This window comes from Bartonella sp. MR90HLJMH (assembly GCF_042194115.1).
Classification (GTDB): domain Bacteria; phylum Pseudomonadota; class Alphaproteobacteria; order Rhizobiales; family Rhizobiaceae; genus Bartonella; species Bartonella grahamii.
Genome location: NZ_JBHIMM010000009.1, coordinates 58,526 through 85,298, shown reverse-complemented (window position 1 = coordinate 85,298; position 26,773 = coordinate 58,526). Strand labels below are relative to the sequence as shown.

Below are 26,773 nucleotides of genomic sequence, written 5' to 3'. Positions count from 1 at the left end.
TTGGCTTCCAAGGTGGCTTCTAAATAGCCGTTTAGTGCCCCAACTTGGATGCGGTCCCTGAACACTGCCATGGCATGTTGAAAGCAGATAAGATCGAGACTCATATCCTCTAACTCTACAACAACATGCTTTTCTGGTATCTTCATAGAGTTTGTCCCACTTGGGTTTGTCCCACCTGGTATTGTCCTTGCGGTTTTCCGCCATTGAAAAAGGGCAAGAGCGTAATGGAATAGCGGATGCGCTGGGATTGACCAGAGCGGCTGATATAGTCGTGGTCTTTATTGATCGTGGTGATCACCACGGGACCATGGAGAAGAACACTATAGGTCGTATCATTGATCCAACGAAGCATCTGGACAGGCTTTGCTCTTCGAATGGTTTGGGCGATGGCATCAATGGCTACCCGATCACCAAATTCTTCTGGAAACCAAACCCCATGAATGGTTTTTGCATCATTGCCATAGCCGGTAAATTGCAAACTGGGGGACCTGCCAAAACGCTCCATACAAACCCATGAGGCAGAAAACTCTTCTTCAAAGGATTGGAAATTCAGCCAGTCCACATAAAATTGATGCGGTCCTAACATCATCAAAGGATCTCTCATAGGCTCCCTCCCCTCATTCTGTCCCGCCATGCAGAGCATTAGCGCGTGCCCGTTGAATGGCGTGGGCAACCGCACGACCAGTGGCCACAGGATCACGGGCACCATTGACATGCACTGTGACATTTTGATTGTGTGTGATGGTGGAGTGATCTTTGCCTCTTTGTTCTCTCACAGAGTAATTGGCATGCCCCGCCCCCGCAAATTGTGCAATCGGTTGAATGGCTGTTGTGCCTCCCAAAAAACTTGGCAAAAACTCTCTTAAATTAATGGACCCAAACCACCCCTTCATACGATGAGGCAAAGATTTACAAAAATCTGTCAATTGTGAGATGGTGCCCATAAAACCATCAACAATCAGGGTAAAACCGCGTACAATGCGTAAAGTCATGCTCTAACTCCTTGCTGCTTTGCGATAAGTTTCAAGCGTATCACCAAATTGATAAGTCATTTTCTTTTGGATATCTTGCGCCAACCGATCAAAATAAGCGCTATTGCGCCGGCTACTGAACCTTAAATCTCCTAAAGGTGGCACTTCTTCTGCATCAAACTCCACCCGAAACTGTCCTAATTGTAAAATACTGTTGGAATTTAAATCGCGATCAAACCAAACCCGCCCCCCAGCAGTGCACCCCGCGCAATAAGATCATCAAGAAACTGCGTGAGAGAGCGGGTAATAGCAATGACATAGTGAGCAGTCAGATTCTCGTCATTAGCCCAAGGGCTAAAACTGTTAGTGATAGTTTTTTCAACGCTGCACGGGTGCGCACCACATTGACAAAACGCCAGAATGGATCACTGGAGGTGGTATGATTTCCCCATAAAATACGTCCATTGGCAGCTATTTGTCCCCCAGAATTATTTAAATGCGCATTTTGGCTAAGCCGTGCTGGAATAAAGGTCGCAATATCGGCTTGGTTGAGGCGATTTGCCTCATGATCGATTTCGCCATCAAAATAGCTAATCGGGCGCGCCGTGCCTAAAATGCCATGCACATCTTGGTTGGAGGGAGACCAAAAAACACCGCCCCTTTGCTTATCACGTTTGATAAACATGGCGGCAGCAAAAGGACTTGCGGGTTTAACACTCCAACCCCCATCACCATTTGCCACCCGTACAAAGGGATCAATCAAATAACAAAAATGCAACAATTAAATTTCCCCCTGAAGATATAGCGGAACTCGCGGCGGAGCTTTATAAAAAGTTACAAGAGCTTATTCAAGACATCAACGACAGTGAAGAAATAGAGCTTACCTTGCCTCTTTTTAAAATTGCATTTAAAACATCAAATAGAGGTTAAAAAAACACTCAAGAACGACACAAATCCAACCTAACCATCATTAAAAATGGAAAATGAAGGTGCCTTTCTCCTTACATTAAGATTTTTAATAACAATTTGTTTTTAAAATATCATATCTTTTTTCGCTTTTTGGGCTGATTTGGGAGCGAACTTCACAATTTATAGATTTTTTTCAAAGGGTCTTCAAAGGCGGTTTTCTAGGCTTCCACAGAGTTTTTTTTAATCCTCAAAGCCTTTTCCTATTTTTTCCATTGAATCACAGATTTTTCTCATTTTTAGATGTAAAAATCCATTTTGATAAAATGTGCATTTAATGGTGAAAATTAGTCATAAAAAAATCATAAATTCCCACCCAATCTCACCTATTCCCACTTAAAAAACTCCTGTCAAACGACAAGCTTTCTTTTTTGTATATTCACAGCAGCATAGATACTGCTATTCTTTATTGCTCATTTCCTCTTTTCTGGTTTCTTTTTTAATATCTTCTCCATTATTTTCTTTCTTGTGATAATTCAATAAAGTTTATCTCTAAATAATGCACAATAATAACACTATGATATACAATAAAAAATTACAAATAAATTTTAATATCTTCATATTATTTTATAAATTTTTAATAAATTAGTGATTTAAATATTTTAATTTTTAATATTATAAAATAATTTTTATTTATAATTTAGTTTTATTTTTATTCATAATGAATAATAAAATAGATTTACAGTAAAAACATTACGTATTTTATTATAAAATTTATAATTATACTTTACACAAAAATAAAAATAATCTATTTGTCTCAAAGTAGAAAACCATTCATTTGATATCCTTCTTATAAGCGGGGGCGGAATGCGTGGGGCTTATAAGTTAAGGAAAATATCTAAATGTATAAAAAATCTCTGTTACTCTGTACAGCGGCTATGACTGTTACGCTGTTTGGCACCCATTTCAACGCATATGCTGCTAACAATGTTCTTAAAAATGATGCAAAAGGTACAATAACGACTGCCACTTCAGGCAGTTCCTATGATGCAATTGAAGCAACAAATGGTGGCGCAATCAAGGGTGAAAATTTAATAGTAACCTCTCCTGATCCTGAAAAATTCAGCACTGGTGTAGCGTCGAAAGATTCGGGCAGTGAAATTACGTTAACGGGCACAACAACCATTGAAAAAGTTAAGGACGGACTTTCTGCAGAAAAAGGCGGTAAAATCACCAGCGAAAATTTAATAATAAATGGAACCAATATTGGTTTAGTAGCCCAAGATTCTGGTAGCAAGATTGAGTTAACGGGTACAACAACCATTGAAAAAATGACTAACGGGCTTCGGGCAGTAGGCGGTGCAGCAATTACTAGCAACGCTTTAACGATAACCCTTAATGAAGCTGGAGAATCTAATGTTGGTGTGTACGTCCAAGATGCTAATAGCAAGATTGAGTTAAATGGAAAAACAACCATTAAAAACGCCACAAACCATGGTCTTATGGCAGTAAATGGTGCAATCGTTAGTAAAGATTTAACACTAACTGGTGCTGCAACCCAAGGAACAAGTATTGGTATAGGGGCCTACTCACCTAATAGCAAGATTGAGTTAAATGGAAAAACAACCATTGAAAAATTCAAAAATGGCCTTGTAATGAACAATGGAGCGGCAATCAAGATAGATGGCGCTTCCATTACAGCTTCTGAAATTGGTGCTTCTTTCAACGGTAGTAAGAACAACGAAACCACGCTAGAAAATGTGAACATATCGAGCGGTAACGATGGCACATTGATGGATAAGGGAATAAGTGCCGAAAAAAGCACTGTGGCTTTAAACAATGTAACCGTCACTCAAGCAAACACAGGCATATTTGCAAATGATCACTCCACAATAACAGTCTCTGGAGGATCATTCGATGGAAAAACTGATGGGGTATATGCTAAAGAAGGCAGCACCATTAATTTAACCGGCGATGCTAAAATTACATCAACTGATGGTTATGGACTCCATGCAGAAGGCTCAGGGTCTAAGATCACTAAGGAGAAAGAAACCGTAACTGGGAAACAAGCTGCATTATTTGCAGAAAAAGGCGGACAGATTGATGTCACGGACGTTACTTTAACAACAACAGACGGCAGCGGAACTGGTGCAAAAGCCGATGGCGCTGACAGCATGATTACATTAAAAGGCAAAACAACCATTAAAAAAGTTACTAACGGGCTTCAGGCAGTAGGCGGTGCTGCAATTACTAGCAAAGATTTAACGATAACCCTTAATGAAGCTGGAGAATCTAATGTTGGTGTGTCCGTCCAAGACTCTAATAGCAAGATTGAGTTAAAGGGAAAAACAACCATTAAAAACGCCACAAACCATGGTCTTATGGCAGTAAATGGTGCAATCGTTAGTGAAGATTTAACACTCATTGGTTCTGCAACCAAAGGAACAAGTATTGGTATAGGAGCCTACACACCTAATAGCAAGATTGAGTTAAATGGAAAAACAATCATTGAAAAATTCAAAAATGGCCTTGTAATGAACAATGGAGCGGCAATCAAGATAGATGGCGCTTCCATTACAGCTTCTGAAATTGGTGCTTCTTTCAACGGTAGTAAGAACAACGAAACCACGCTAGAAAATGTGAACATATCGAGCGGTAACGATGGCACATTGATGGATAAGGGAATAAGTGCCGAAAAAAGCACTGTGGCTTTAAACAATGTAACCGTCACTCAAGCAAACACAGGCATATTTGCAAATGATCACTCCACAATAACAGTCTCTGGAGGATCATTCGATGGGAAAAATGATGGGGTATATGCTAAAGAAGGCAGCACCATTAATTTAGACGAAAAAGCTGCGGTTACATCATCTGATGGTTCTGGACTTCATGCAGAAGGTTCAGGAGCAAAAATCACGAAGACGGGAGGAACTGTCAGTGGAAAACAAAATGCATTATTTGCAGAAAAAGGTGGACAGATCGATGTCACGGATGTTGCTTTAACAACAACAGATAGCACTGGAACTGGCGCAAAAGCCGATGGCGCTAACAGCGTCATTACATTAAAAGGCACAACAACCATTGAAAAAGTTATAAACGGCCTTGATGTACAAAATGGAGCTACAGCCAAGATGACCGGTGGTTCTATTGCTGCTTCTCAAATAGGTGCTCTTTTCAACGCTAGCGGAAGTGATGAAAATAAAAACACGCTGGAAGATGTAACAATATCGAGCGGTAACGATGGCACATTGATGGATAAGGGAATAAGTGCCGAAAAAAGCACTGTGGCTTTAAACAATGTAACCGTCACTCAAGCAAACACAGGCATATTTGCAAATGATCACTCCACAATAACAGTCTCTGGAGGATCATTCGATGGAAAAACTGATGGGGTATATGCTAAAGAAGGCAGCACCATTACTTTAAACAACAATGTTACAGTCGCATCATCTAATGGTAATGGACTCCGTGCAGATGGTTCAGGATCTAAGATCACAATGGCAGGAGGAAAAGTAACAACAATAGGGGATGCGCGAAGTGCATTATTTGCAGAAAAAGGCGGACAGATTGACGCCACGAATGTTGCTTTAACAACAGATGGCAAAGGAACCGGTGCAGAGGCCATTGGTCCTGATAGCAGAATTGAATTGCATGGCGATACAACAATTAACAATACTTGGAACGGTCTTGGAGCAATCCTTGGTGGTAAAATTACCAGTGAAAATTTAACCGTAGTCGGTGGTGAAATAATTGATCAAGACCCCAATGAAAAACGATCTGGTGTATGGACAGGGGACTCTGGTAGTGAAATTCAGTTAACGGGAAAAACAACCATTCAAAATGTTGATGAAGGTCTTTATGCTGATAGTGGGGGTAAAATCGTTAGCGGAGATTTAACAATAACCGGTGGTAAATCCACAGAACCAACCGTTGGTGTAAACATTTGGGAGCCCGATAGTGTAGTTGAATTAAATGGCAAAACAACCATTCAAAATGTTGATGCTGGTCTTTTTGCTGTTGAAGGTAGTACAATTAAAACGAGCAATGGCACTATTGATACTAATTCTGAAGGTCTAGATACCCAATCCGACACTCCTCCAAATGGGAAGAAAAACAAAATAGAAGCAAAAAAAGCTGCACTGGTTGTAATAAATGGCGGACATATTGATCTGACAGATGTTTCTGCCACAGCAGAAGTTGCCGGTTTACAATTCGCAACTTTCTCTGATAATGATCCAAATGGCCCAGATTACCCACAAAAATATCATAGCAATGAGATCAATCTGACCAATGCAGAGATTCATGCTGAAAATGATACTGGTATTCTCGTTGGAGCTTTTGTTGAAAAAAGCATCGAAGATGCGGCAGCCCCATCAATCGGCACAGTCAATCTTAAAAAATCAGAAGTTCATGCGGACGTATTATTAGGAGATGGTATTTTTTGGGACAAAACGTCATGGAAAGATAAAGATTTGTGGGATGGTAAAGAGGTTAAAGCGATCTCCAACGGCACTTTTACATTAAGCGCTGATCAGTCTACTCTAGAAGGCAGAGCGAATATTGCTACAGACAGAAATGTACACTTTAATCTGAAAAACAATACAACATGGACGTTGAAGATCAGCAAAAACGAAAAAGATGATGATGGCAATCTGCTTGATATTACTCAAAGATCTCGTTCTGATATTTCCACGCTTAGTCTCGATAATAGCTCCATTATTTTTAGCGAACCAACAGAAGAGCATTACCAAACATTGCATATAGGTTCTGGTAAACCAGACACAAAAGCAGTCTACAATGCAACGGGTGGTGCAAAGATTTACTTCAACGCAGAATGGAGTGATGGTGCTGCAATAAATGAGCAAAAAACCGATAGACTTTTGATCAATGGGGATGTCTCTGGCAACACATCAGTTTATGTTACGGGGCGCTTAGAAGAGAACAATGTCGAAGAAAATACCTCTGCTGCTGCCAATATCCGTGGTCTTTCACTCATTCAAGTTTCTGGAAAAGCAGAAGAAAGCTCTTTCAAACTTGTAAATGGCTATACCACAAGAGGTGGTTTACCAGATATGTATACACTACGTGCCTATGGACCAGATTCAAGCCAAGGCAAAGCCAATATTGCGCAAAACCTGTTTGATGAAAAGAATGAAAATTTCTGGGATTTCCGTTTGCAACCCGAACTGCTTGGAAATGGTTCAGATGTGATCGCCCCTGTAGCACAAACAGCAAGCTATTTGGTCATGCCAAATGCTCTCTTCTATAGTGGATTAACAGATATGGCTAAACAAAACGCGCTCTTAGCCAATATCAGAACATCCATCTTAGGAAAAGAAGAGGAAAAACAAACCGGTTTCTTCTTATACACCTATGGAAGCACAGGAACTTTATCTTCTGAACGCGGACCTCTCAAATACGGTTATGGTGCTGATATTCGTTATGCTGCTCTCCAAGCCGGTGTTACATTGGCAGCAATTGAAGGGCAAAATACCACAACACATCTCGGTCTTGTAGGTACCTATGGGCAGCTGTCGTTTACACCAAAGGACATGTCAGATGCAGGGAAGAACACGCTAGATAAATGGTCACTGACAGCCTATGGTAGTATACAACACAACAATGGTTTCTACATTGATGCACTCTTATCCTACGGTATCCTAAAGGGGCATATCGCCAATGCTCTCAGAGGAAATACCGCAAAGTTGAACGATGCCAAAATGTTTAGTATTTCCACCACTATTGGCAAAGAATTTGCAACCAATATGGAAGGTTTAACATTTGAGCCACAAGCACAAGTTGCCTATCAACATTTGATGTTTAACACCATTGAAGATGCTGATAATTTTACTGTTGATATGAACAATCCTTCTCAATGGTTGATCCGTGTTGGTGGACGTTTGACCAAAACCATTTCCACTGAAAACAACCGTCCTATGTCTTTCTATGGAAAAGTAAACTTAATCAAAACCTTTGGTGATGATGGTACCATTCATATTGGTAGAGACTTTGACCTTGATCCTATGGGACCTGCAATTGAAGGCGGCATTGGCATCAATGCACAACTGTCTCACAATTTCTCCCTTCATGGTGATGTAAGCTATCAACAAAAGCTTCAGAAAACTGGTATAAGTGGTGCAAGCTTTTCAGGTGGAATACGCTATCAGTTTTAAGACAAGGCTGTAAAAATAGCCTATCATTCTATTCAATTTAAAAAAAGGCAGCACAATGTGCTGCCTTTTCGCTTTATATAAATCCTAATGACACTAAAACTACCCCCTCCCTTTTTATCAAGAAAAATATAAGGTATTTTTATCCAGAATATATTAAAACCCACAAATAATGAACGCGGAAACTTTTTAATAACAGTGCAATTTTATTGACCAAAGTACTATTCATTTAAAACCTTAACATGAATCTCTTTATTAATTACGTTTTTAAACTTAAGATATGTCTGTTTTACCGCCCTCAATAAGATAAGCGATTATCAGAAACTTTCTCCTCATCTGAAAACTCAAACAATTTTTTGTCTATACAATATTCAAACAAGAAAAAACACAAAAAACTATAAACGATAGGATAGTAAAATATATTTTTGTATTAAGTGAAAATATCTTCAAATAATTATCATAAAATATCTTAATAGTCATAAAGAACTCTCAGTAATTATCAAAAATTATTTTTATTATTTTATCAAGATATAAAAATAATCCCACTACAAACAGAAAATAAATAAACTCATTTAATAAAAAATAAACTATACATAATATACATTTTCATGAAGATTATTTAAAATATTTGACAGAAAAATTAAAATAACTTACCGAGTTAGAGGTAATGTAACAACACTAAGAACAGTAACTCATTTTCTATTCTTCTTATGAGGTCGGTGGGGAAATGAATATTGGGGACTTCAAAGGAGAATACGGATGTATAAAAAATCCCTTTTATCATATACAGCAACAGTCGCGATCATACTCTCTAGTATCTATTCCAATGCACATGCTGAATCTCTTGAAGCTTCAGGAGAAGGACCAGCCGTCACCGGAGAAACCGGTAAGTCCTATGAAATTCTTCATGCAAAAGAAAGTGGCAAAATCACTGGTGAAAATTTAACAGTAACCGGAAATAAGGATACCGGCGAAGGCTCATCCACATCTTCTCCAGGATCATCTTCTCTAGAATCACCCGCTGCTGTAACAGCTGAAGGCGAGAACAGTATGATCACTTTAACGGGGGATAAAACAACCATTAAAGGAACTGATTTTAACATTAACCTTGGTCTTGAAGCAAAAAACAACGGTATAATCAAAATAACCGGTGGAACAGTAAATGCGAAGGAAATGGCATTATTTTCAGGTAACGGCGGACATATTATAGTTGAAAATGTCGTTCTAACAACGGAAGATGACGAAGGATTAGGTGTCGTCGTCGCTAGTGGAGATAAAAGCACGATTGAACTACAAGGAAATACAAAGATTGAAAATGCTGTCGTTGGATTAACTGCAAATAACGATAGCACGATCAAAATGACCGGAGGGTCTATTACAGCTTCTGGAGGGGGGGCTGCTTTCTTAAACAGTAAGGGCGATGCAAACGAACTGAACGGAGTGACGATATCCAGTCATAATGAAGTACCACTGCTATTCGGAATCAGTGCAAACAAAAGCATGGTAACTTTAAAAAATGTAACAGTCACTCAAGCAGAAATAGGCATATTTGCGAATGATTCTAAACTAGAAGTTTTTGGGGGAGAATTTAATGGAAAAAACCAAGGAGTATATGCTCTAAATGGTGGTACCGTTATTTTAAATAAAGGCGAAAAAGATGGTGCTACAATTACATCAACTGATGGAACAGGACTCGTTACAGAAGGTAAAAACTCTACAATCAAGATGACTGGAGGAATAGTAACAGGAAATCAAGCAGTATTATCTGCAACACAAGGCGGACACATCGAGGTCACGGATGTTTCTCTAAAAACAAATAGCAAAGGAGTTGGTGCACAATCTACCGGTCCTAACAGCACGATTGAATTGCACGGAAACACAATAGTTGATGATGCTGTAATCGGACTTTTTGCACAAGACGGCGGTGCAATCAAAATGAGCGGTGGTTCTATTACAGTATCCACAACTGGCAAATCTACAGTTGGTGCGAACTTCTCAAACAATAGTAAAGGAAATAAGCTTGAAAATGTGACAATATCAAAAAAAGAAGGTGATACATCCTCATTATTGGGAATAAGCGCCATCGATAACAGTCAAGTTACGTTAAAAAATGTAACCGTAAAACAAGCAAAAAAAGCTATTTTTGCGAGTAATTCTGAAATAAACGTATTTGGAGGAACATTTGAGACGGAAAATGACACAGTGTATGCTTTAAACGGTGGCAGCATCACTTTAGCTAAAAATGGAAACGATGGTACTACAATTATATCAACTGATGGAAATGGGCTCCATGCAGAAGGTGAAAACTCCATAATAAAAATGACGGATGGAACAGTAACCACGAAGAACTACGCATTATTTGCAGAAGATAAAGCACATATCGAGGTAGAAAATGTTACTCTAAAAACGACAGGGGACAAAGAAGGAGCTGGTGCAATTGCTATTGGTGACGACAGCGTCATTAAATTACATGGAAATACAACTGTTGATAATGCTATAATTGGACTCTTGGCACAAGACAATGGTGCAATTAAAATGACCGGAGGATCCATTACAGCTTCCAAGATTGGTGCTTACTTCGAAAACACTGAGAGCGAAAAGAACAAACTGGAAGGTGTGACGATATCGAGCGGTAAAAACGATGCGCCACTAATCGCTGGAATAGAAGCAGACAAAAACAGTACAGTCGCTTTAAAAGATGTAACCGTTACGCAAGCAACCAGTGCCATAATTGCAAATGATCACTCGACAATAACAGTCTCTGGAGGATCATTTGAAGCAAAAGGTATAACAATAGGTGCCGCAAACGGCAGCACCATTACTTTAACCAACGAAGCGCAAATTACCTCATCTGAAGACTATGGACTCTATGCAGAAGAATCCGGTAGCACCATCACAATGACAAAAGGAAACGTTACGGGGAAAGGTGTGACATTGGCTGCAGAAAATGGCGGACATATTACGGCCACAGATGTTACTCTAAAAACAACAGATGGCGATGGTATCGGTTCAGGTGCTGATGGCTCTAATAGTGTAATTAAGTTGCTTGGAAACACAACGATTAGTGATAGCAACATCGGAATTGGAGCAAGAAATAGTGGCGCAATCAGCATAACTGGGGGATCCATTACAGCTTCCAAGATTGGTGCTTACTTCGAAAACACTGAGAGCGAAAAGAACAAACTGGAAGGTGTGACGATATCGAGCGGTAAAAACGATGCGCCACTAATCGCTGGAATAGAAGCAGACAAAAACAGTACAGTCGCTTTAAAAGATGTAACCGTTACGCAAGCAACCAGTGCCATAATTGCAAATGATCACTCGACAATAACAGTCTCTGGAGGATCATTTGAAGCAAAAGGTATAACAATAGGTGCCGCAAACGGCAGCACCATTACTTTAACCAACGAAGCGCAAATTACCTCATCTGAAGACTATGGACTCTATGCAGAAGAATCCGGTAGCACCATCACAATGACAAAAGGAAACGTTACGGGGAAAGGTGTGACATTGGCTGCAGAAAATGGCGGACATATTACAACCACAGATGTTACTCTAAAAACAACAGACGATGGTATCGGTGCAGGTGCTGATGGCTCTAATAGTGTAATTAAGTTGCTTGGAAATACAACGATTAGTGATAGTGCAATTGGTCTTCACGCCCAAAGCAATGGCGCAATCAGTATGAAGGGAGGAAGCATTAAAGCTTCTGTAGCTGGTGCTGTCTTTTCTAAAAGTGAGAGCGAAGAAAACTATCTGGACAACGTGATAATATCAAGTGGTGAAGGCGGTGCGCTGCTAGGCTATGGAATAGAAGCAGAAGAAAAAAGTAAAGTCACTTTAAAAAATGTAACCATCTCTGATGCAATTAATGCCGTAGCTGCATATGACAATTCTACAATTAAAATCTCTGGGGGATCATTTAAGGCGGAAGGTGAAACAATATATGTAGCAGATAGCGGCACCATCAATTTAGACGATGCTGCACAAATTACCTCATCTAATGGTTATGGACTCCATGCAGACGGTTTAAACTCTACCATCACAATGAATGAAGGACACGTCAAAGGGGACCGTACAGCATTGAGTGCGGAAGATGGTGGTCATATTACGGTCACAGGTGTTACTATCACAACAGAAAAGCACCTTAGCGGATTAGGTGCAAGTGTTATCAATTCTAATAGTATGATCGAATTGCATGGAACAAATATTAGAGACACTTCGACTGGACTCCTTGCACGAGACGGCGGCGTAATCAAAATGAATAAAGGAACCATTACAACTTCTACAGGGGGAGCCACCTTTAATAACAGTAAAAGCAACGAAAACAAATTGGAAGATGTGACAATATCGAGCAATGGAAAAGGTAACTCGGTAATATTTACAGGATTAAATTCCCAAGCAAGCAATATCACTTTAAAAAATGTACACATTACAAAAGCATTCATCGGCGTAATTGCAATGGATCATTCTCAAATCACAATCTCTGGAGGATCATTTGCTGGAAAAAATGTGGGGATACGTGCAGAGAGTGGAAGCACCATTACTATAACCGAAAACGCCCAAATTACATCATCTAATGGTTATGCCCTCCATGCAACCGGCTTAGACTCCAGCATCACAATGATGACAGGAAGTATAACAGGAACAGAGGCAGCATTAGCTGTTGAAAACGGTGGACATATTGATCTGACGGGAATTTCTGCAAAAGCAGAGAAAAACGGCATAAAATTTGAAAATCCTGTGGAAAATACAACCTCAGAAGTTAATTTAACCAACGCAAAGCTTCACGTTGAAAACGGTGTTGGAATTAACGTAGATGAATTAACCGGCACCGTCAATCTTGGCAATAAATCAGAAATCCGTGCTGATGTTTTATTAGTAACCAAAAATTCAACTGAAGAAAATAATTTAACTTTTACACTCAATTCTGATGACTCCATATTAGAGGGTAGAGCAAAAATTATTAACAGCCCTAAAACAATCTTTAATTTGCAAAACAATACACAATGGATTGTAAAAACCAGTACAAATGAAAAAGATGATGATGGCAATCTCCTTGATATTGCTCAAAGATCTCGTTCTGATGTTTCCAAGCTTAACCTCAACAACAGCTCCATTATTTTTGAGAAACCAACAGAAGAGCATTATCACACATTGCACATAGGATCTGGAAAACCAGACAACACAGCAGTCTACAATGCAACGGGAGACGCAAAGATTTACTTCAACATTGCTTGGAGTGATGGCGTAGCAAGTGCCGATCAAAAAACCGATAGGCTTCTCATTCACGGTGATGTCTCAAGCAACACAACAGTTTATATCAAAAGCGATTCAGGGGATAAAAATAGTGTAGTAAATGCTGCTGATCCTTCGAATATCGGTGGACTTTCGCTTATTCAAGTCTCTGGGAAAGCACAGGAAGACTCTTTCAAACTAGCAAATGGCTATACCACAAGAGGTCATTTACCTTATAAATATACGCTGACTGCTTATGGACCAGACTCAAGCCATGGACAAGCCGATATTGCGCAAAACCTATTTGATGAAAAGAATGAAAATTTCTGGGATTTCCGCTTACACAAAGAAATTCTTGAAACTGGTTCAGGTTCTGGTGTGGACACTCTTGTACCACAGACAGCAAGCTATATAGTTATGCCAAATGCTCTCTTTCACGCTGGATTAACAGATATAGCTAAGCAAGACGAGTTTTTAGCTAATATGAGAATATCCACCATAGGACAAGAACAAGGGATAAAGAACGCATTCTTCTTATACTCCTATGGAAATACAGCTACCTTATCTTCCAAGCGTGGTCCTCTGGAATATGGTTATGGTGCTGATATTCGCTATGCTGCTCTCCAAGCCGGTGTCACATTGGCAGCAATTGAAGGGCAAAATACCACAACACATCTGGGACTGGGGGGAACCTATGGACGCCTCTCTTTCACTCCAAAAGATATAGAAGATGCAGGGAAGAACACGCTGGATAAATGGGCCATTACAGCCTATGGTAGTATACAGCATAACAATGGTTTCTACATTGATGCACTCTTGTCCTACGGTATCCTAAAAGGGCATATCGCCAATGCTCTCAGAGGAAATACCGCAAAGTTGAACGATGCCAAAATGTTGAGTGTTTCCACCACTATTGGCAAAGAGTTTGCAACCGGAATGGAAGGTTTAACATTTGAGCCACAAGCACAAATTGCCTATCAACATTTGATGTTTAACACCATTGAAGATGCTGATAATTTTACTGTTGATATGAACAATCCTTCTCAATGGTTGATCCGTGTTGGTGGACGTTTGACCAAAACCATTTCCACTGAAAACAACCGTCCTATGTCTTTCTATGGAAAAGTAAACTTAATCAAAACCTTTGGTGATGATGGTACCATTCATATTGGTAGAGACTTTGACCTTGATCCTATGGGACCTGCAATTGAAGGCGGCATTGGCATCAATGCACAACTGTCTCACAATTTCTCCCTTCATGGTGATGTAAGCTATCAACAAAAGCTTCAGAAAACTGGTATAAGTGGTGCAAGCTTTTCAGGTGGAATACGCTATCAGTTTTAAGGAAAGGCGGTAACAAGAAGCGTATTGCTATTCTGTACATTTTATCAAAAAAGGCAGCACAATATGCTGCCTTTTTTAATCTATATAAGCTACTATTCTTATCCCCTGAAACTTTTTTCTTTTCTCCTCAATGATCTTCTTCTCTCCCATTTACACGAGCCGCGCGGCATATTCATTATCGAATTTGTCTATAAAGCTAAGCAAAGTGTATTTTTAAACAATATAAAGAAAAGAACATTGGAAAAGATAATGATAAAAGAAGCTCTCTCTTCGTACCTTTAATCTGTTTCTTCAATCCATTAGCTTAACACCACCTGTAAGGATTCATTTATATTTCCATGTAGCGTTTTTTAGGCAAAGCATTTTGACAATGCTTATCCCTCTCATTCCATACAATATATTGATTTATAAAGATAATTATTTATTTTGCATGTTAAATGAGAGTCCCGAATATCGTAGAATTCTCTCATTTCAAACTTGTTTCATGTTGAATCAATTAAAAATTTTCTTGCACGTTACAAGCGGGGCTAGCGTGTGGAGAAAAGTTATATAAGAAAAGCTTAAGAAGCCCTATAATGAACTGTCTCAAGAACCAAGAGCTTGTCACAAACATTGGGAGCTAGCAAAGTGTGTGATGGGCTTGCTCTTTTATTAAGCTTAAAGGTATCAGCTTGCTCCTTCGTAAGCGTAAAGATGATGAGACTCTATGGCTTTAGCGTTATAACATTCATAACCACCGTCGCGAAATAGGCTTTGCTACCCTTAAGGAAAAGTCTCTTTAAAGAAAGCCTGTGAATAGCCCCCTCATCTCTTCTTCTTATAGCAGAGAAAATTTGCTGATCGTTTTGGTGAGTGCACAAAATAATACATCTCAACGCTATAGAGCTTTTATAACGATTATCCTTAATAGACAATTTTAAATATCATACTTCATAGTGTTTTTTAGCATAAGCTTGACCAAGCTAGGTTTTATGAAATCCATTTTTCCCGACTTCTTATGATCATTAAAAAGTTTTTCTTAAGAAAAACTTCAAATCATAGAGAACACCATAACTATAATTCGTTTTGTTGTTTACAATAAAAACATAATGATATAAAAACTGATTGGGTACTTGCGCCATCAGGGGAATGAAGTAAGCATCAAAGCATACCAAATACTAAAGGCATATCTATGTGTAAGAAATATATTTATAAGAAAAATTTTTTGTTATGTACAATTGCTGGAACTTTCATTTTTTCTCATTTTGCTCCAACTTATGCAAATAGACAACCTCCTGAAATTATTAGTGAGTTTAAGCTGGAAAAAGGAGAAGAAAAAACTCTTAATAACGTTTTTATCCGCAATGGATTGAGCGCAGTGCACGCCTCTGAAAAAGCAATTGCCACAATTACGAACTCAACAATACATTCAGCTTCGTTTGCTTTTGCTGTATCACAAGGTGGACGTATTAATGCTAAAGAAGTAAAAGCCAATGCCCTGTATACTGGTCTATCGATTTCAAACGGTATCATTAACATTGAAGATTCATTCATAGAAAGCAAAAAACAATCCGGTATTGTTTTTCATAGCATTTTAGATTATTTTCTGAAAGATGGTGAAGAAGTTATCAATAAGGCAATTCTTAACAATACAAAACTTCTTGTGAAAAATGGTGTCGGTATTTTAGGACCATCATCTTCAAAGTCTGTTGCCGAGGTTCAACTTAGAAATTCAGAAATTCGTTCTGATGTACTATTACAAAATAATGTAAAAAAGAAAACAGATTCAGATCCTCATCCTGTGACTTTTGTATTAACCGCCGATAATTCGATTATGGAAGGAAGAGCAAGAACCTTAGCAGTAAATACAACTGTTTTTAATTTAAATAACAATAGCAAATGGTATTTAAATGTAAGTCAATACGACATAAATCGTGATTTTAGTTCATTTAATTATGCACTCCATGATATTAAGCAACGAGCACTGTCTACCGTTTCAGTACTGAACTTCAATAATAGCTCTATTGTGTTTAATGCACCACATAGGCTGGCAAAGAGTCAATATCAAACCTTGAGTGTAGGACGAACGATTGAGCTCCCTAATCCACACGAAAACAGGGATCCTGCTATAAAAACCGTTTATAATGCAGTAGGCAATGCAAGGATTTATTTCAATACAGAATGGAGTGATGGTTTAAAAAGAGAACAACAAAAAACTGACCGCCTTCTTGTCCATGGAGATGTATCAGGCACCACAACAATTAGTTTCAATAGTCTTTCAAAAGGTGCGCCATCAAAAGAAGAAGCTTCTATTCCCGCGAATATGCGTGGACTGTCGCTCATTCAAGTATCTGGAAAAACAAATGAAAATGCCTTCAAACTAGCAAATGGCTATGTCACAATGGGCAGTTTGCCTTATAAATATGTCTTAAATGCCTATGGACCGACATCACGTCTTGGAAAAGCAGAGAGCACACAAAGCCATTTAGGAGAAGTAACTCAACAATCAAAAGAAAAGTCCTCAAAAACCGACACGACCCCCGTTGTATTAGGTGGTGTAGTTTTAAAGATTGAGGATAATATAAAAGGTGAATCAACACCAAATTCTGAGCAAATAGGGAGCACACAAAACCATTTGAGAGAAAATCAGAATTTCTGGGATTTCCGCTTGCAAAGTGCAACGCTCGATGATGAAGGAAAGATCAGAGCTCTCGTTCCTCAGGTGGCAAGCTATTTGTCCATGCCTAACGCACTATTCTCAGCTGGACTGGCTGATGTAAACAATCAAAACACTTTACTGAACACGATACAAGAAACAGGCTTTGAGAAAAAAGATCATAAAAACAAAGGAATCTTTTTCTCGACTTATGGCAATAAGATGACATTATCCTCTCACCGTACGCCATTGCAATATGGCTATGGTGCCGATATTCACTATGCAGCTTTACAAGCAGGATTTACATCAGTAGCTCTAGAAGATCAAAACATGACCACCAATTTGGGTCTTTTCGGGACATATGGGAAATTAGCTTTCACCCCAAAAGATATGGAAGGTGCTGACAAGAGTACACTCAATAAATGGTCAATTTCTGCATATAGTGGACTGCGCCATAATAATGGTACATATATCCATGCTCTCTTTTCCTATGGAATGCTCAAGGGAGATATCACCACAGCTCTCATAGGAAAGACTGCAGAATTGAAAAACGCTGATACATTCAGTGCATCGGCGACCATTGGACAAAAGTTCGAAACCAGTACAAAAGGATTGGTCTTTGAACCACAAGCACAAGTTGTTTATCAGCGTCTCATGCTTGGCACATTCTCAGATGTCGATGGCTTTGATGTAGATATGGGAAATCCTCATCAATACTTAGTGCGTGTTGGTGGGCGCTTAACACAAACGACGATTTCTATTGAAAAAGGCAGTATTCTTTCTCTCTATGGTAAATTGAATATTATTAAAGCTTTTTCTAACAATGACACCATACAGATTGGTGAATCATTCCACTTTGATTCTATGGGAGCTTCTGTTGAAGGTGGACTTGGTGTGAATGCACAATTATCACAAAATATCGCCCTTCATGCTGATGTTAACTATCAACATAAGCTTCAAAAAACTGGTATATCTGGAGCAAGCTTTTCAGGCGGAATACGCTATCAGTTTTAAGAAAAGGCAAAAAACAATTTATAGTCTATTCATTTTTAATAAAAAAGCAGTACGAATGTACTGCTTTTTTTGCAATCTATAGGAAAGAGCCATCAATAACGGTTCTTTCTATACAGCTTTCTTTAAAGGATTAGTTTCATTCAAACCAAATGCAACAAAATTCTTTATCTCTCAATGACTGTTGAAGTCTCAAGAGAGCCGCCTTTTTGACTTATAAAAATCGAATGGATTCAATAAAAATTGTTGTATATCGATAAAAAATACAAAATATTTTAGCTTTTTTACATCAAAAAAATTCATAGTGAATAATTCTATATACAAGAAAACCAACTGAAAGCTTTTTGTAAATGCACAACAAATCTTCTCCAAAAACTTTGTAGAGTTTTCATAACAACAGCCTTAAGCAATAAACATCCTTGCAAAATATTTTGATCCTTAGCACTTTAAAACAAAAATACTTATCAAGCTAGGTTTTCTGAAATCCATCTTCGCTGCATTGCGCTTTATATTTTAAAAGCTCTTCTAAGACCAATTTTTAAACGATAAATAACAAAGCATAATATTCGTTTTGTTGTTTACAATAAAAATATAATGATATAAAAACTGATTGGGTACTTGCGCCATCAGGGGAATGAAGTAAGCATCAAAGCATACCAAATACTAAAGGCATATCTATGTGTAAGAAATATATTTATAAGAAAAATTTTTTGTTATGTACAATTGCTGGAACTTTCATTTTTTCTCATTTTGCTCCAACTTATGCAAATAAACAACCTCTTGAGATTCCTACGGTCCAAGTAGCTAATGGAGAAGAGAAGAGCCTTCATAATGTTTTTGTTCGTGGTAAGTATGATGCCGTGATTGCTAAGAAAGGTCATATTACCATTACAAACTCAATAATGCACTCAGGCTTTACTTTGCTTTCTGCAACGTCAGGTGGTCAAATTAATGCCAAAGGAATTGTGGGAGAGGCAGAAGGGCATGGTTTGTCACTCACAAACGGCACAATCCATATTGAAGATTCAACATTAAAGGTCATAGGCCACAGCAGAGCCTATGGTATCAATTTTGGTTATATTTCAAGTTCTACAATAAAAGAAGGAGAAGAAGTTGTAAACAAAGCAATCCTTAATAATACAAAACTTCTTGTAAACGACGGTGTAGGTATTTTCGGACCTTATTATCCCAAAACGAATGTAGTGTACCTTAAAAACTCAGAAATTCGTTCTGATATGTTATTAAAAAATGAAGTCTCACCCTTCTTCGAGGTTCAACCTGCTACTTTTACATTAGAGGCTGATAATTCGATTATGGAAGGAAGAGCAAAAACGCTTCCTCAAAATACAACGGTTTTCACCCTAAGCAATAACAGCAAGTGGCATTTAAAAATTAGTCTATTTGAGTTGGAAAATAGTTTTAGTCTATTTGATTATAAGCTCCTTGATCTTAAAAAACGAGCACAATCTATCGTTTCAGTCCTAAACCTTAATAATAGCTCTATCATATTTAATGCGCCGCATAAACTAGCAGACAATCATTATCAAACCTTGCATGTAGGAAAACATCCACAAAAAGCAGAGCAAAACAGAAACTCCGATGCAACAACGGTTTACAATGCATTGGGCAACGCAAGAATTTACTTTAATACAGAATGGAGTAATGGTCTTACAAAAGAACAACAAAGAACTGACCGTGTTCTCGTTCATGGTGATGTCTCAGGCACCACAACGATCTATTTCAACAATCTTTCAAAGCATGCAGAACCATTCGATGATGAAGAAGATTCAATTCCTTTGAATATGCGTGGGCTCTCACTTATTCAAGTTTCTGGGCAAGCAAATGAAGATTCCTTCAAACTTGCCCATGGCTACACCACAATGGAGGGCTTACCTTATAAATACATACTCAATGTTTATGGACCAACATCCAGCCGTGGGACAGCCGATAAGACACAAAGTCATTTAAGCGGAATATCACAAGAATCAAAACAGAAAGATGCACAAAATACCAATGCATCATCCCTTAAAAAAGAAAACAATGGACAAGCTCCCTTGGAAGAAAATGAGAATTTCTGGGATTTTCGCTTGCAAAGTGCGACTCTCGATGATGAAGGAAAGATCAAAGCTCTTGTTCCTCAAATGGCAAGCTATTTGGTTATGCATAATGCAATATTCTCCTCTGGCTTGGCTGATATAAACAATCAAAATACACTATTGGATAATATGCACTCAATAGTTTTCGGATTAGAAGGTCATAAACAGAAAGGGATATTCTTATCGACTTATGGAAACAAGATGACGTTATCTTCCAGCCGTAGTCCATTGGAATATGGTTATGGTGCAGATGTTCGTTATGCTGCTATCCAAGCAGGCATGACATTAGCAACGTTAGAAAATCAAAATATGACCGCGAATCTTGGTCTTTTAGGCACATATGGAAAGCTTTCTTTTGCGCCAAAGGATATGGAAGGTTCTGACAAAAGCATACTAGATAAATGGTTCTTTACGGCATATGGGAACCTCCACCATGACAATGGTCTCTATGTTAATGCACTTTTCTCTTACGGCATTTTAAACGGACATATTACAACAGCCCTTATCGGCAACACCACAGAGTTAAACAATACGGATACATTAAATATATCAGCTACCGTTGGACAAAAACTAGCAACTGGTATTGAAGGGGTGTCCTTTGAACCACAAGCACAACTTATTTATCAACACATTGCATTTGGCACTCTTTCAGATATTGATGGCTTCCAAGTTAATATAAAGACCCCTCATCAATGGTTGGTCCGTATTGGAGGGCGTTTAACGAAAACAATGCTTCCCATTGAAAAAGATCGTGTTCTTTCTTTTTATGGTAAATTGAATGTCATCAAAGCTTTTGGTGAAAAGCGCACTATCAATGTTATTGAATCTTTCTATCTCGATTCTATGGGCTCTTCCCTTGAAGGTGGGCTTGGCATTAACGCGCAACTTTCTAAAAATATCGCACTTCATGCTGACGTTAATTACCAACATAAACTTCAAAAAGCTGGTGTCTCTGGAATTAATTTTTCCGGTGGAATGCGTTATCGCTTTTAGAAATCTTAGCTCTCTATTTTGACGCATAAGCAGCGCTGAGATGAAAACAGTGCTGCTTATATTTTACTACATTACAAAAATTGTAGTGTGTCAAAAAGTGGTTCATTTTTAGCAAAACAAAAAAATATCTTAAGGAACATCTCTATGCATAAGAATCTTTTATGTACAGCCGCTTGTGCTTTGTTTTTTTCTTCTTTTAATTTTACGTCTACCAGTACCGCTTCTGGCTTAAACCCTCAAACACGCCATACCATTGATTTAATAAACACACCAACACAAGCATCGAAAACGACTCTTAACACATCCGCAAAAGCTCATGTGAAATTACCCATAAAAGTTAGGAGAACCGCTACCGCTGATACCGAAAGCACCTCTAAACTTACAGATAATGAAGCAGCCGCAACTTCTGCTTCTCTTGATTTGGCAGAAAAAAGAACAATTCTTACGCCACAAAAAGAAAGCTCTTTAGTCATGCCTATCGCGATGTTTTCTGTCGGTTTTTCTGATGTCAACAATCAAAATATCTCGTTAGACAATATGCAAATAACAATGTTTGAACCCAAAGATCATCCAGAGAGAGGCGTTTTCTTATCCACTTATGGCAATAAGAGCACCTTTTCTTCCAGCATTCAAGCAAAACAAGATGGTGTTCAAGCAGATATTCGCTATGCTGCATTTCAAGCAGGGGCAACATTAATAGCGCTAAACGATCAAAATATCAGCAGCAATTTTGGTCTTTTCGGAACATATGGGAAATTGTCTTTTACTCCTAAAAACAAAGAAAGCTCTCATAAGAAAATGCTTGATAAATGGTCACTCACCGCATATGGAAATATTCAACATGACAGTGGCCTCTATGCAAGTGCATTTCTCTCTTATGGAATTTTCAAAGAAAATAACACCACAGCTTTCATCAAACATACCTCAAAAGTAAATAATAGTAAAACATTAGGGGCCGCTGCAACTGTTGGTCAAAAACTGTCAACCAGTTTGAAAGGTGTAATCCTAGAACCGCAAGCACAACTTGTTTATCAGCGTCTCATGCTTGGCTCTTTCTTAGATGACGATAACTCTAAAATAGACATAAGCAAACCTCATCAATGGTTGCTCCGTATTGGCGGACGTTTGACGCAAAACAAAGGCCATGCCCTTTCCTTCTACGGCAAACTGAACGCGATCAAAACTTTTAGTGAAAACCTTCCGCTTGCTGCTATGGGATTTTTAATCGAAGGTGGTTTTGGTATTCAAGCGCACTTATCTGAAAATATCGAGTTTCATAATGATCTCAGCTATCAACATAAATTTAAAAAAGATGGCATATCTGCAATAAATATTTCCGCTGGAATGCGTTATCACTTTTAAAAATACTGGTATTCCTATCTTGAAATATAAAGCACTCTCATTATGTTTCGTTTTGTCTCTTACAAAAGAAACATAATGAGGTCAAAGTTTTATCTTTTATGAGAGAGGGGAAATATTTAGGAATACATCCATATGAAAAAAAGTTTTTTACTATACACAGTTTCTGGAGTTCTGTTTTATTCTTCCACCAGCTTGTCTTATGCTCTTCATGATACGAATGCACAACCTACGATAGATCTCCCGTCTCCACAACCCGCTCATTCAAATGCATCATCTTCATATCCACCTTTAACATCTAGCTCTACAAGAACGATCATAACCCCTCTTGTTACAAAGAGTGAATCTACAACGCCTACTCCTACGAGCACTCTACCTTCCACAACCCAACTTGAAGGAAATTTAGTTGGAAATACAATTTCTTCTTCAAAACAAAACTCTGATCTTAGCCAAGGAAGTACACAAACATCAAAGACTAAAGTGGCAAAAGGTGTACAATCTAACCCTACAGCCACACAAGATATTCTTACACAATCTCCAACGACAGAAATAGCTCCAACAGCAGGAATGGAAGCAAAATCTAGAAGACGTTCAGGTGTTCTCACCTCTTCTACAGACTCTTCCAGAAAAAAAATGCCCGAAAATTCTGTTGTATCATCACAGTCAGAACCTCCACAACCTGCACCCAGTTTACGACCAACACTTACAAACTCAGAACCTATAAGAGTGGAACTTACAAAACCAACAACAGAGCTATCGCCAACGCCTAAAGAACCAGAACTCGCACAGCCAATATCTTTAAGACCAGAAACTGGAAAACCAGCATTATCGGTACCGCCAAAATCTGTAAAACCAGCGCCCGTACAATCTGCCTCTGCACAAAAAATATCTGAAAAATCAGAGCTTGAAAAACCAATATCACCAATAAAACAACCTGAAAAGTCTACACAAATTGAGGATATAAGCTCTAGAGTTGAGGCTGAAAACGGTAAGACCATAACGCTACATAACAAAAAAATTCAAGACAATGGTTTTGCTGTACATGCAGAGGGAAATAATTCAAAAGTCAACATGATAGGGGGAACAGTTGATGCGCGTTTTGTTGCATTGAGTGTATCAGATGGTGGAGAAATTGATGCTACAGGTATTACTGTAACAGCAGAAACAGCTGGTTTGGTCAACATAGAAGGAACAATCAAACTGAAAGATTCAAGCGTACATGTCACGGGCAATCATGAAGCGGACGGTATTATTTTCCGCAACAATCCGTATAATGCCCCTAGAAAACGATATACACGCAATGCTGAAAGGAATGCCAACGCCGTTCAAGAACAAGATTTAGCCAATATTGCCGATAAAGTAACTCTAGAGAATACAAAGATTTTCGTTGAACATGGTAGGGGTATCAACCTTTATGGAATAAACATAAACGGTGAAGTCAGCCTTAAAAATTCAGAAATTCATGCCGATATTTTATTAAAAAATATAAAAAACGAAAATGCTTTCACAAACACCCTTACACTGGTTTCTAACCACTCTTCTTTAGAAGGTCGAGTAAAAACTTCTAAAGATAATAGAACTGTTTTTGATCTAAAAGAGGGGACGAAATGGCTTTTAAAGGCGAATAAAAACGCTGGAAATAATGATAATGTTTCAGATGACCATGTACAGTTTGGTGTTGATGAAAAATCATACTCTAACCTTTCTGGATTGCGCCTTACAGATAGTGTCATTATGTTTGACAAGCCAATGGAGGGACATTACCAAACTCTGTTTATAGGACCTAATCTTCCGAAAGCAGATGGAACAGCTCATACAACAGCGGTTTATAGTGCAACAGGTGTTGCAGAAATTTATGTAAATACTCAATGGGATAAACATTCTCCTATCACGGAGCAACAGACCGATCGCATTGTGATTAATGGCGATGTCTCAGGCCGTACTGTTGTTCACATCAATCTCCAAGAAACAGATAAAAAAATAACCGATAGCTCTGCTGTTTGGGGAGAAGACATGGCGTCACTTCCTTTAGGGACACATGGGATTTCAATCATTCAAGTTTCCGGACAAGCAAACGAAAATTCCTTCACGTTATCAGGAAACTATATGACAATAGGGAAACAGCCTTATAAGTATGTACTTACAAGCTATAAACCTGGGACATCTCATGAGAGCCAAAATCTTTTTGGTAAGAACAGTAATTTCTGGGATTTCCGCTTACAGAATGCCTACATTGATAAGGATAAAAAAGTTCGAGCACTTTTACCACAGGTAGCAAACTATTTAACCATATCTAATACTTTATTTTCTGCTGGATTTACTGATGTAAACAATCAAAACACGTTGTTAGACAATATGCGAACAACAGTATTTGGGGCAGAAGACAATAAAAAGAATGGTATCTTTTTCTCTTCCTACGGCGAGAAAGTCACCTTATCTTCCAACCGCGATCCACTGCATTATGGTTATGGTGCTGATGTAAACTATACTGCTTTACAACTGGGTGTCATATTAGCCGCCTTGGAAGGCAAAGACATAAGCACACATTTTGGTTTTGTAGGAACATACGGGAAACTTGCCTTTACGCCAAAAGAGATGCAAGATTCTGAAAAGACGACACTTGATAAATGGTCTCTTGCCGCTTACAGCGGCATCCAACATAGCAATGGTATATATGTAAACACCCTTCTTTCTTACGGAAAGTTAAAAGGAAATATTACCACAGCTCTTGTTGGAAATGCCGCACAACTGGATGGTACGGAGATGCTTAATATATCTGCAACCATTGGTCAGAAATTAGCGACCAACACAAAAGGATTGGTATTTGAACCACAAGCACAATTCATTTATCAAAATCTCATGTTTGATATCTTCTCAGATGCCGATGGCTTAAAAGTAGACATGGGAAACCCGCATCAATGGTTGATGCGTATTGGTGGACGTTTAACAAAAACTATAATGGCTGTTGAAGAAAGTAAGGCTGTTTCCTTCTATGGTAAAGTAAATGTTATCAGAGCTTTTGGTGATGGAAAAACAATAAAAATTGCTAATACCTTTCATGTTGATCCTACCGGCTCTTCAGTTGAAGGAGGCATGGGGGTGAATGCATATCTTTCTCAAAAAATCGTACTAAACGCCGATATCAGCTATCGGCAAAAACTGCAAAAAGCCGGTGTATCTGGCACCAATTTGTCTGGCGGGATACGTTATCGTTTCTAAAGCAGAAGCTAATTTTAATTTAAATAAAATGGCAGCACAAAGTGCTGCTTTTTTATTTAAACTTATATTTTTTAAATTCTCAAAAATCATTATCACATTAAAGAAGATTTTGACTTATAACTTTTCTTTTGCATATTGAATAAAAAACTGAATACCATAGCATTCTCTCATCAAAACACCCCATGCATAAAGTTTTATGTCTTACACCACACCTCAAGCGATGATGTTTTTACAGCACAACAGAATAAGCATTCATGCGGATTTAAAAAAGTTAGCCCCTTCTTCGCTGTAGACGCTCCATTTATTTTAGATGATGTACATTTAATATACCTGCTATAAAAACTTGCTATCTGTTATAAATTCTTAAAAGCGTGTTTTTCCTCTAAAATCTCAATGCCACACCAACTCCACCATAAGACAAAATATTGATTTATAAAGATTGTTCATTGTTTTGCATGTTAAATGAGAATCCAGAATAGCGTAAGATCCTTTCATTTCAGACATGTTCCATGTTGAATCAACCAAAATCATGTCTCTTGCAAGTTACAAGCGGGAAGAGCCCTTGTGGATAAAAAACTATTAAGAAAGGATTAAAAATGCCCCTGATGAACCGTCTCAAGTGCCAAGAGCTGTAGCAACACCCACGAGCTGGCAAATATGCACCAGCTTACTCCTTTATGAAGCGTAAAAATCGTGGTGCTCTATAGATTTACCGTTATACCATTCACGGACACCACCGTGAAATGGGATTGGGTGCCTTAAGAGATGTTTCTTTAAAAAAGCACGTGAATTGGCAACACAATGACGTTCTGTTTTACATGAGGGGCGCGT

At 38.4% G+C, this 26,773-nt stretch carries 8 protein-coding genes and 3 pseudogenes; 7 read left to right on the top strand and 4 right to left on the bottom strand.

Annotated elements, in window-relative coordinates; genetic code table 11:
* The 4 genes and pseudogenes from ACFIJ9_RS07205 to ACFIJ9_RS07190 form a co-directional block, all read right to left on the bottom strand.
* A pseudogene (locus ACFIJ9_RS07205) lies at positions 1-146 on the bottom strand (phage tail protein); the annotation flags it as partial.
* The gene (locus ACFIJ9_RS07200) at positions 143-604 is read right to left on the bottom strand and encodes a phage tail protein (protein WP_375636418.1); all 462 of its coding nucleotides are present in this window, start codon (positions 602-604) and stop codon (positions 143-145) included. The gene ACFIJ9_RS07200 and the pseudogene ACFIJ9_RS07205, both read right to left, overlap by 4 nt.
* Before the next feature lie 13 nt (positions 605-617).
* Positions 618-992 carry a hypothetical protein gene (locus ACFIJ9_RS07195; RefSeq protein WP_375636416.1) on the bottom strand — a complete coding sequence of 125 codons (375 nt, stop codon included), beginning with the start codon at positions 990-992 and terminating at the stop codon, positions 618-620.
* Positions 993-995: 3 nt separating this feature from the next.
* Positions 996-1,743, bottom strand: a pseudogene (locus ACFIJ9_RS07190) (phage tail sheath family protein); the annotation flags it as partial.
* On the opposite strand from ACFIJ9_RS07190, the pseudogene ACFIJ9_RS07185 reads away from it, so the two are divergent.
* The 7 genes and pseudogenes from ACFIJ9_RS07185 to ACFIJ9_RS07150 all read left to right on the top strand — a co-directional run.
* Positions 1,740-1,935: pseudogene (locus tag ACFIJ9_RS07185) on the top strand (transcriptional regulator); the annotation flags it as partial. The pseudogenes ACFIJ9_RS07190 and ACFIJ9_RS07185 overlap by 4 nt on opposite strands.
* 844 nt (positions 1,936-2,779) lie before the next feature.
* A complete protein-coding gene (locus ACFIJ9_RS07180; protein ID WP_375636414.1) occupies positions 2,780-8,050 on the top strand; it encodes an autotransporter outer membrane beta-barrel domain-containing protein in 5,271 nt (1,756 codons plus the stop codon).
* A gap of 756 nt (positions 8,051-8,806) precedes the next feature.
* Entirely contained in the window at positions 8,807-14,629 is a 5,823-nt protein-coding gene (locus tag ACFIJ9_RS07175; RefSeq protein WP_375636413.1) for an autotransporter outer membrane beta-barrel domain-containing protein, read from the top strand.
* A gap of 1,171 nt (positions 14,630-15,800) precedes the next feature.
* A complete protein-coding gene (locus ACFIJ9_RS07170; RefSeq protein WP_375636411.1) occupies positions 15,801-18,278 on the top strand; it encodes an autotransporter outer membrane beta-barrel domain-containing protein in 2,478 nt (825 codons plus the stop codon).
* 674 nt (positions 18,279-18,952) lie between these two features.
* Positions 18,953-21,364, top strand: coding sequence for an autotransporter outer membrane beta-barrel domain-containing protein (locus ACFIJ9_RS07165; protein ID WP_375636409.1), 2,412 nt, complete (start codon positions 18,953-18,955; stop codon positions 21,362-21,364).
* Between the two features lie 144 nt (positions 21,365-21,508).
* Positions 21,509-22,726 carry an autotransporter outer membrane beta-barrel domain-containing protein gene (locus tag ACFIJ9_RS07160; RefSeq protein WP_375636407.1) on the top strand — a complete coding sequence of 406 codons (1,218 nt, stop codon included), beginning with the start codon at positions 21,509-21,511 and terminating at the stop codon, positions 22,724-22,726.
* Between the two features lie 132 nt (positions 22,727-22,858).
* On the top strand, positions 22,859-25,942 hold the full coding sequence (locus ACFIJ9_RS07150) for an autotransporter outer membrane beta-barrel domain-containing protein (RefSeq protein WP_404978563.1): 3,084 nt from the start codon (positions 22,859-22,861) through the stop codon (positions 25,940-25,942).
* Positions 25,943-26,773: the final 831 nt, after the last annotated feature.

Coding starts and splice junctions, on each gene's coding strand:
- ACFIJ9_RS07200 (WP_375636418.1), bottom strand. CDS start 604: ATGAGAGATCCTTTGATGATGTTAGGACCGCATCAATTTTATGTGGAC.
- ACFIJ9_RS07195 (WP_375636416.1), bottom strand. CDS start 992: ATGACTTTACGCATTGTACGCGGTTTTACCCTGATTGTTGATGGTTTT.
- ACFIJ9_RS07180 (WP_375636414.1), top strand. CDS start 2,780: ATGTATAAAAAATCTCTGTTACTCTGTACAGCGGCTATGACTGTTACG.
- ACFIJ9_RS07175 (WP_375636413.1), top strand. CDS start 8,807: ATGTATAAAAAATCCCTTTTATCATATACAGCAACAGTCGCGATCATA.
- ACFIJ9_RS07170 (WP_375636411.1), top strand. CDS start 15,801: ATGTGTAAGAAATATATTTATAAGAAAAATTTTTTGTTATGTACAATT.
- ACFIJ9_RS07165 (WP_375636409.1), top strand. CDS start 18,953: ATGTGTAAGAAATATATTTATAAGAAAAATTTTTTGTTATGTACAATT.
- ACFIJ9_RS07160 (WP_375636407.1), top strand. CDS start 21,509: ATGCATAAGAATCTTTTATGTACAGCCGCTTGTGCTTTGTTTTTTTCT.
- ACFIJ9_RS07150 (WP_404978563.1), top strand. CDS start 22,859: ATGAAAAAAAGTTTTTTACTATACACAGTTTCTGGAGTTCTGTTTTAT.